This window comes from Streptomyces capoamus, assembly GCF_014654935.1.
GTDB classification, from domain to species: Bacteria; Actinomycetota; Actinomycetes; order Streptomycetales; family Streptomycetaceae; genus Streptomyces; species Streptomyces capoamus.
Genome location: NZ_BNBF01000057.1, coordinates 1 through 7,309, shown reverse-complemented (window position 1 = coordinate 7,309; position 7,309 = coordinate 1). Strand labels below are relative to the sequence as shown.

The following is a 7,309-nucleotide window of genomic DNA, read 5'->3' as shown; positions in this document are numbered from 1 at the left end:
CGGAGACAGCCCTGGACCTGGTCGGACGGGGGCTGATCGAGGTTCGCGTCGCGGACGGCGCGCGACCCGGGACAACCGGCCCGGTACTCGGTGGCCAAGAGGTGCAGGAGGTGCTGAGCGCCCAGGAGCGATGGATGACGACCACGACATCCATGGGAGCCGTTTGGCTGTCGGCACCGGAGGCTGTCCACGCGCGGTGGCAGGCCGACGCCTTCCCGGCCCCCGCGTCGGGTGGGTTTCCTCCTCCGGGGGAGCGGACTCCGGTTGAAGAGACGCTGCTGATCTGCACGGCCGAAGCCAGTGGCTGGCTGACCGGCCCCTATGGCGTCCTCGAAAGCCCGGAGGACGGGTCGGGCCGCGACGAAAGCCTCGCCTGGGTCGAGCCGCAGATCGCGCCGCTGATCCAATGGGTGGAACGGGGCTGGATCGAGGTGCACTACTACCCCGGGCGAAATGGGAGCTTCACCGTCATACCGGCTCGCGAACTCCTCACCACCCTGGCCGCCCCGGCCGTGTGGCACGAGGACGGTGATTGGGGCGAGGGCGTCACCTGTGAGTTCACGGATGCCGGCCTGGGTGCTTGGCGCAGCCGAGCGCTGCAGTCCCGCAGAGGCAACTCACCTTCGCCGTAGGCAAGTGCGGCGAGGCGAGGGCGGCTTTGTGCCCCGGTCGCACGCCAGGTCGTCCCCGACCGGGCGTGAGTCGTCAGCGCAATGGATGTCCGGCGTAGCCGTCTGCGCATGGCCGCCGGAACCGCACTGGCCGGCCCGGTCGGAGGTTTTCGACGATCCGGGTGCTCCGGCGGGGACTGGGGTGACCCGGCGCCGAACCGCATCGGTGCGGGCCGGCCGGCTTCACCACCGCTGCGCGGGCCCGACGACCGCGAGTCCCACCTGCTCGGCAATCCAGTGCGCGTACGGCTCCCGCCTCTCGCGGCCGTCGACGCAGACGCTACGGACGTGGACGAGGACGGTGTGGTCGTCGGCGTGTTCATTGAGTTCGAGGGTGGGCGTGTTGAAGAGCAGCGTCACCTCGGCGTGCTTGGACTCGCCGTCGAAGCCCACCTCGGGCGCGTCCGGCCAACGCAGCCCCTCCCAGTTGATCCAGCCTCGGTTCAAGCCGATGGCCGCAGTGAAGGCGTCCTCGATACTGCCGACGGGCAGGCCGTCCAGTTCACACTCAACCGGCATCCTTCCCTCATAGGCGGCCGGGTCGACCGGCAGCCCCGGCCCCCTGACACCGACGACCAGCGCGGGCTGATCCTCCCACGGCACCCCGTCGAACTCCCCGCACTCCTCTCGCCCCCTGAACCGGCCCTCGGGCAGTTCCTTTGCCACGCGCTGCACCTCAGCGACGGAGTGGAGTTCTGCATACACGCAGACGGCGGAGTACTCCCGCTGACCGAACTCCATCAGACGACGCGCAGTGCTCAAGGCGAGTGCGAGGTGAGGAGTGCGGAAGACCGGATAGGCGATGTCGTTGGACATGCGGCGACTGTGCCACGACCGTTCACCGCATGTCATCGCTGGTTATCCCGATCGGCGAACCGTACCGGCGCGAGGCCCAGCACCAGGCCGCCGCCGGGCCACGTGGCCTGCAAGGACAGGGCATCATTGCCAACACGGACAGCACAGGCCGAACGAACGGGCCAGTGGCCATCCGTAGCGGGATTTTGGAAATACGTCAGCACCACCATTATCGGTAGGCCGCACTGGCCTGGGCCGTGTGGGGCGCGCTCGTCGACATCCCACGCTGGTGCATCCTGCTCTTCGGCTCACTGTCTGGTCTTCGGCGTCGTGACGTTGCGTGTCGCCTACGAGCTCCGCCGGCACCGCCCCGTCCCCAGGTTTTGTGTCCGTCAGGTCAGCCGTAGAGGGCTTGCAGGGCCCGCTGCTGATGGAGCGGATCGGGGGCACCAGGCGAGGACCACGAGCGCGATCCGCACGGCGGTCCCGCGGACCGGCTCCGACGGACAACGCTGGCATCCGCGCACCGGTCGGAAACCGGGAGACCACGGCGACCCAGCCCAGGAACTGGCCGTCCTCATCGACGCAGACCTCCTCGCCCCCTACCGCGGCCAGCCCGGCCGGGGCGGAAACTGGACGGGACGAAGGCAGTGCGCGGGTAGCACCTGTGAGACTTGGGAGGTGGGCGGGTCGTGGTCAACCACACCGGTTGAGAGGACGGGTCAGGTCCCGATTGGCTGCCCGTTCGGCCTCTAGGTCGCCTTGGCGGAGTTCGAACGGCCGCCGTAGTACGGAAGGAGCAACTGCTGGCCTCTATTGTCGGCTGCTGCCAGGAGGAACGCGCAGCCGGCCTCACGCCCCGTCGTGCCAGGCGGCGATGCGGGTCACGGTGACCTCGACGGTGACCCGCTCCACGGCGTCGAGGGCGGCGAGGTGGGAGATGACGGCGGCCCCCACCCGGTCGTGGACGTTCTGTGCGACGTCCAGCGCCCGCCGGCCCGTGGCCAGGTTGCAGCGCACCTCGATGTGCCATCCTGAACCACCCGGCGCCCGGTCGGCGCGGATAGCCGCCTCGGGCGCCGGTGTGTGGTACAGCATGGCGTCCGTCAGGGTGGGCGCGGCGGCTGCCGCGAGGCGGCGGGAGAGACGGGGTTGCAGGCCCGTTACGCCGGGAACCGCGAGGGCCGCTTCGGCGGCGACACCGCAGAGGGTCGTGCGGATGACGGTCATGATGGACCACCGCCGGGTGGGAGGAGCGGGTCCGGCTCCAGGAGGTCGACCACGGTGATGTCCACGGCCGTCACATCAAGACCCAGGTCCTGTACGGCAGAGTGGAAGACCGATCGGCGTACCTGGTGGACCCGGTCGGGGAGCGGGCCGTCGAGAGCGGCGGCCAGGGTCATGGTCACCCGCACGCCGGTGCCGTCGCCCTCGGGTAGGAGCCGGCAGGTCGCGGCCGTGGCGCCGGGGACCGTGTCCGCGGCCTGCCGCAGTACCTTCGCCGCGGCGTTCTCCGAGATCCTCAGGTCCCGGACAGGGTCGGCCAGGGGCAGCAGCCGCCCGAGCCGTACCTCTGCGCTGACGATGTTCATGACGCGGTCGGCGAGTGCGTGGAGGCCGACGGGAGCCTCGGCGCGCAGCGCCCGGGCGGCCGCGTTCAGCGTGGCCAGTCCCTCTACGGCCTCGCGGCAGTGTGGACAGGAGACGGTGTGCGGGTCCGTGGCCGGTGCCGCGTCCAGGGCCTGTTCCCAGACCCGGCTGAGCAGTCGGCCGCAAGGCAGTACCTCATCACCTGGGAACGGGGGAATACCGGCGGCTGGGCCGGTTCGGGGCCCGTCGGCTCCGGGGGGTTCGGTAGGCCGCGCGTGCGGGTCGTCTAGCGCCATGGGTCCATCGCCTCCTGCAGGGACCGGCGCGCCCTGAACAGTCTGCCCCGAACCGTTTGTTCGCTGGTCCGCGTCACGTGGGCGATCTCCTTGTAGGACAGGCCCTGCACTTCTCTCAGAATCCAGCAGAGCCGCTGGCCGGCGTCCATTTCGGCGAGCGCGTGGGACAGGGCGGTGGTGGCCGCGTCGTGCTCGGCGGATCGGGCGGGTTGGCTCCAGGCGTCTTCCGCCGCGGGCTCGCCGACGGCGTCCAGGGGCAGGGGCGGCGGTCGGCGCCGGCGCATGGTCAGGCAGCGGTTGACGGTGATCCGATATATCCAGGTGCGGAACTCCGCGCTGTGGCGGTATTCCGGCAGTCGCCGCCAGGCGCTGACGAAGGCGTCCTGGACCGCATCCTCGGCGTCCTGGGGGTTGCCGAGCATGCAGCGGGCCAAGGCGAGGAGGGATCGGCCGTGCCGTTGGACGAGAACGGCGAAGGAGTCCTCGTCCCCCTCGGCCGCCCGTACGGCCAGCAGACGGTCCGGCAGGTCGCGTCCCAGCAGTCCGCGATCCGGCGAAGAGGATGCAACGTGTTCGATCATGGCGCCCACACACCAGGCTTGGACTGTCCGGGTACCCGAAGGGTTGACCTGTGATGCACGTCACATGCCGCGGGTGTGAGGAATCGGTCGCCCTCTATGTCCAACCTTTCGACGGGCACCCCACCGGTGTCCGACCTATCGATCGAGGCGACCGCCATGACGGAGAACATCACCAGCGTGGGCGGGGGCAGCCAGCCGGATGCGGGCGTGAGCGCGCTGAAGGGCCGTACCGGGGCCGGAGCGCCGGCCGAGACACGGGGGAAGACCACCATCGCGGACGGCGTGGTGGCCAAGATAGCGGGCATGGCCGCCCGCGAGGTACCCGGCATCTTCAGCCTGGGAGCGGGGATGGCCCGCGCCTTCGGCGCCATGCGGGAACGCGTCCCCGGCGGAGGTGGAGGCGGAGCCGTCACCCGCGGAGTGAAAGTCGAGGTCGGCGAGCGTCAGGCCGCCGTGGACCTCGACGTCGTCGTCGAGTACGGCGTCTCCATCGTGGATGTCGCCGGCGGCGTACGGACCAATGTCATCAGCGCCGTGGAGCGGATGACGGGACTGGAGGTCGTCGAGGTGAACATCGCCGTCGACGACGTCCACCTCCCCGACGAGGAGGAAGAGGCCGAACCGGACCAGGGTCGCGTGAGGTGATCCACCACCGTGTCCCGTGCGGGCGCGGGTGATCGGGCGGACGGCGACGTACGTCCGCGAGACGGGTGAGTGCATGATGAACGCAGGAACGACGGGCCTCGTGGCCGGCATGGCCCTGGGCTTCGCCGGTTACTTCGGTGGCTTCTGGGCATTTCTGCTGATCCTCGTCCTGGGGGCGGCTGGGCTGATCGTCGGCCTCGTCGTGCAGGGCGACCTCGACCTCCGGACACGGAGACAGCGGTGAAGACCCGGCAAGGTTCGCCTGGCGAGGGCTCTGACCCGCCGGCGCGCGCCGCTGGCCTGCCGCCCCCTGCCGAGCGGGGCGCCACCGTCATCCCGGACAGGGTGGTGGCCCGCATCGCCGCCCAGGCCGCACGCGCGGCCCAGTCACGGCGCGCCGCCGTCCCCCCCGACCGGGGCAACCCCGAGGCACCTGGCGCCTCCGCCGCCGTCCGTGCCGGTTCCGTGCGTCTGCATCTGACCTTGGATCTCCCCTACCCCACCGACATCCCCGGCGTGTGCGAACGGATCCAGCAGGACGTCGCCGAAAAAGTGGCGCAGCTGACCGGCCTGCGGGTGGGAGAGGTCGTCCTGACCGTCCGGCGGCTGATGACCGCTGCCGACACGAGCCGGGTGCGGGTCCGGTGAGCAGCCACGCGGCCTGGCGCGCCGGATACGCCATGGGGGAGGGGGCCCCACGATGACACCCGATCCCGGCCCTCCCGACCGCCGCTCCGCGCCGTCCGCTTCCCGTGCCACGGTGCCGCCGCTGACGAAGGAATCCGAAGCACCCGACCGCGACGTGTCCGGCCCGGACCTCGCGTCCGGTGCGTGCAGTGCAGGGCGTCGGACCCACCGGCCGTGGTCCGCGCGGCGTATTCCGGCGGCGTTGGTCGCCTCGGTGATCGTCGTGGCTGCGGTCGCGGCGCTGGTCGACGTCATCGCCGTACGGGCGGGCCGCCCGGCGGCGGCCTGGCGACGAAATCTGGCCGACGAACTGGCCACGCGCACCGTGGACGACGTGTGGATGCTGACGGGAGCGGCCGTGGCCGCCGCCGTAGGCGTCTGGCTGATAGTCCTGGCCCTCACCCCCGGTCTACGCCACTGGCTGCCCCAGCGCACCCCCGCCGACTGCCCGCGGCTGCGGGCCTGCCTAAACCGCGACGGCGCCGCCGACGTGCTGCGCGACGCCGCGATGAGGGTTCCCGGAGTCGGCGCGGCGCGAATCCGAGTGGGGCGTCACCGCATCACAGCGCATGCGGACGTCCGCTTCCGTGACCCCCGGCAGGTGAAGGACGACCTCACCACCGTCCTCGGCGAGGAACGCGACCGGCTGACCCTCGCCCTTCCTGCCCGCATCGTCGTACGGGTGCGGCCACGCACCAACTGACCGGAAACCCCCAGCACCGGAGCCCGCACCATGACACAGCGATCCGCCCTCAACCGCAGTCTGCTGGCCCTGGCCGGACTGGTCCTGCTAGGCGGCGGGCTGCTGGTGCTGTTCGCAGGGCTCGACCTCTACCGGCGACACCACCTGACCCCACCCACGGGCTGGCCCCTGATCACCCCGGACGACGTCCTGCTCGGCTCCGCCGACCGGGCCCGCTGGAGCAGCCAGGGCTGGTGGTGGTGGCCCGCGGTCATCGCCGCCCTCGTCCTCGCCGCCACGCTCGCCCTGGGATGGCTGCTCGCCCAGCTCAGCCGCCGCCGCCCCGGAGCGTTGTCCGTCGGCGGCAAACCACCGCAGGAGGGCGTCGAACTGCGCGCCCGCGCACTCAGCGACGCGATCGCGAGCGAAGCCGGCGCTCTGCCGGGCGTCGAGCATGCGGCCGTACACATCACCGGCCGGCCCGCTCACCCCCGCGCCCGCGTCAAGCTCACCCTCACCCCGGCGGCCGCACCGGGCGCCGCCCTCGGTGCCCTTTGCGAGGGCCCGCTCAACACCGCTCGCCGGTCCACCGGCCGCCCTGAGCTACCCACCGAGGTCCGTCTGCAGATCGCCCATCACAAACCACACCGCGCGGAGTAAGGGGGAACCGGCCGTTTGCGCGCTGCGGCTGCTCTACGTCGACTTTATTGGGCTAGTTGATCAACTATTTTCCTTCCAAATCCGCCACCAACTGCTGTCCCAAGAGACGAACAAGGCCACTGGTTGCCCATGTGCGCGGTAGATGGCCCGCAAGGTAGCGCCCGAACCACCAGGGCAGCTCTGTCATGTTCGCGACGTTCTGCGCGGTGTCCTCGCGGCATGTTGGACGTTGACCTGGGATGCGTGTGGTCCCAGCGGCGGCCTGCACCCTCTCGTGATGAGTCGACACCGGCGTACCGCGCCGGCCGAACGGCGGGCGCTTCATCCGGTGGCTTCGGGATGTCGTGGTCGCACCCTCAGGGCCGCTTGCGACCCCTCGTCCTGGGTCTGGTGCTTCGGCGAGCGCGACGGCTTCGGCGAAGCGTGCGAGCGGGAAGGGCCGCCCCTGGGGGATGCTCAGCACCTCGCCGGCGATGAGATCGTGGACCCGGGCCAGCGACACCTCTCTCGGCGAAATCGTGGTCCGCCTCGAGGAGGACCGGGCACCCAAGACAGTCAAGAACTTCGTCGGCCTGGCGACGGGCACCATCGACTGGACGGATCCCGCCTCGGGTCAGTCGATGATGGGCACACCGCTGTACGACGGCACCCTCTTCCACCGGGTCATCCCCGGGTTCATGATCCAGGGCGGGGACCCCTTCA

Annotated in this window: 11 protein-coding genes; 7 read left to right on the top strand and 4 right to left on the bottom strand. The window is 70.8% G+C overall.

Translation table 11 applies throughout. From position 1 onward, the window contains the following. A partial coding sequence (locus IE312_RS37680; RefSeq protein ID WP_229900940.1) for a hypothetical protein occupies window positions 1-632 on the top strand: 632 nt, incomplete at its 5' end. Window positions 633-854: 222 nt separating this feature from the next. On the opposite strand, the gene IE312_RS37675 is transcribed toward IE312_RS37680, so the two are convergent. From IE312_RS37675 to IE312_RS37660, 4 genes are all read right to left on the bottom strand, one after another. Continuing rightward, complete coding sequence (locus IE312_RS37675; protein ID WP_189986812.1) at window positions 855-1,487, bottom strand: hypothetical protein; 633 nt, start codon at window positions 1,485-1,487, stop codon at window positions 855-857. An 831-nt stretch (window positions 1,488-2,318) separates the two neighbouring features. After that, window positions 2,319-2,696: a hypothetical protein gene (locus IE312_RS37670; protein WP_189986811.1), complete on the bottom strand. Its 378-nt coding sequence runs from the start codon at window positions 2,694-2,696 to the stop codon at window positions 2,319-2,321. Continuing rightward, window positions 2,693-3,058, bottom strand: coding sequence for a hypothetical protein (locus IE312_RS43660; protein ID WP_229900939.1), 366 nt, complete (start codon window positions 3,056-3,058; stop codon window positions 2,693-2,695). Before IE312_RS43660 ends, IE312_RS37670 begins: the two co-directional genes overlap by 4 nt. A gap of 284 nt (window positions 3,059-3,342) precedes the next feature. Next, window positions 3,343-3,933, bottom strand: a complete 591-nt coding sequence (locus IE312_RS37660) for an RNA polymerase sigma factor (RefSeq protein ID WP_189986809.1) — start codon at window positions 3,931-3,933, stop codon at window positions 3,343-3,345. A gap of 156 nt (window positions 3,934-4,089) precedes the next feature. Here IE312_RS37660 and IE312_RS37655 point away from each other — a divergent pair, with 156 nt between their 5' ends. The 6 genes from IE312_RS37655 to IE312_RS37630 form a co-directional block, all read left to right on the top strand. After that, a complete protein-coding gene (locus IE312_RS37655) occupies window positions 4,090-4,578 on the top strand; it encodes an Asp23/Gls24 family envelope stress response protein (protein ID WP_189986808.1) in 489 nt (162 codons plus the stop codon). A gap of 73 nt (window positions 4,579-4,651) precedes the next feature. Next, on the top strand, window positions 4,652-4,822 hold the full coding sequence (locus IE312_RS37650) for a hypothetical protein (protein WP_189986814.1): 171 nt from the start codon (window positions 4,652-4,654) through the stop codon (window positions 4,820-4,822). Further along, window positions 4,819-5,226, top strand: a complete 408-nt coding sequence (locus tag IE312_RS37645) for an Asp23/Gls24 family envelope stress response protein (protein ID WP_189986807.1) — start codon at window positions 4,819-4,821, stop codon at window positions 5,224-5,226. Before IE312_RS37650 ends, IE312_RS37645 begins: the two co-directional genes overlap by 4 nt. Before the next feature lie 262 nt (window positions 5,227-5,488). Continuing rightward, window positions 5,489-5,968 (top strand): DUF6286 domain-containing protein, encoded by a 480-nt coding sequence (locus IE312_RS37640; protein WP_229900938.1) that lies wholly within the window; start codon window positions 5,489-5,491, stop codon window positions 5,966-5,968. 30 nt (window positions 5,969-5,998) lie between these two features. Then, window positions 5,999-6,607, top strand: coding sequence for an alkaline shock response membrane anchor protein AmaP (locus IE312_RS37635; RefSeq protein WP_189986805.1), 609 nt, complete (start codon window positions 5,999-6,001; stop codon window positions 6,605-6,607). 473 nt (window positions 6,608-7,080) lie between these two features. After that, the coding region (locus tag IE312_RS37630) for a peptidylprolyl isomerase (protein ID WP_229900937.1) at window positions 7,081-7,309 on the top strand (229 nt) is incomplete at its 3' end.

Coding starts and splice junctions, on each gene's coding strand:
- IE312_RS37675 (WP_189986812.1), bottom strand. CDS start 1,487: ATGTCCAACGACATCGCCTATCCGGTCTTCCGCACTCCTCACCTCGCA.
- IE312_RS37670 (WP_189986811.1), bottom strand. CDS start 2,696: ATGACCGTCATCCGCACGACCCTCTGCGGTGTCGCCGCCGAAGCGGCC.
- IE312_RS43660 (WP_229900939.1), bottom strand. CDS start 3,058: ATGAACATCGTCAGCGCAGAGGTACGGCTCGGGCGGCTGCTGCCCCTG.
- IE312_RS37660 (WP_189986809.1), bottom strand. CDS start 3,933: ATGATCGAACACGTTGCATCCTCTTCGCCGGATCGCGGACTGCTGGGA.
- IE312_RS37655 (WP_189986808.1), top strand. CDS start 4,090: ATGACGGAGAACATCACCAGCGTGGGCGGGGGCAGCCAGCCGGATGCG.
- IE312_RS37650 (WP_189986814.1), top strand. CDS start 4,652: ATGATGAACGCAGGAACGACGGGCCTCGTGGCCGGCATGGCCCTGGGC.
- IE312_RS37635 (WP_189986805.1), top strand. CDS start 5,999: ATGACACAGCGATCCGCCCTCAACCGCAGTCTGCTGGCCCTGGCCGGA.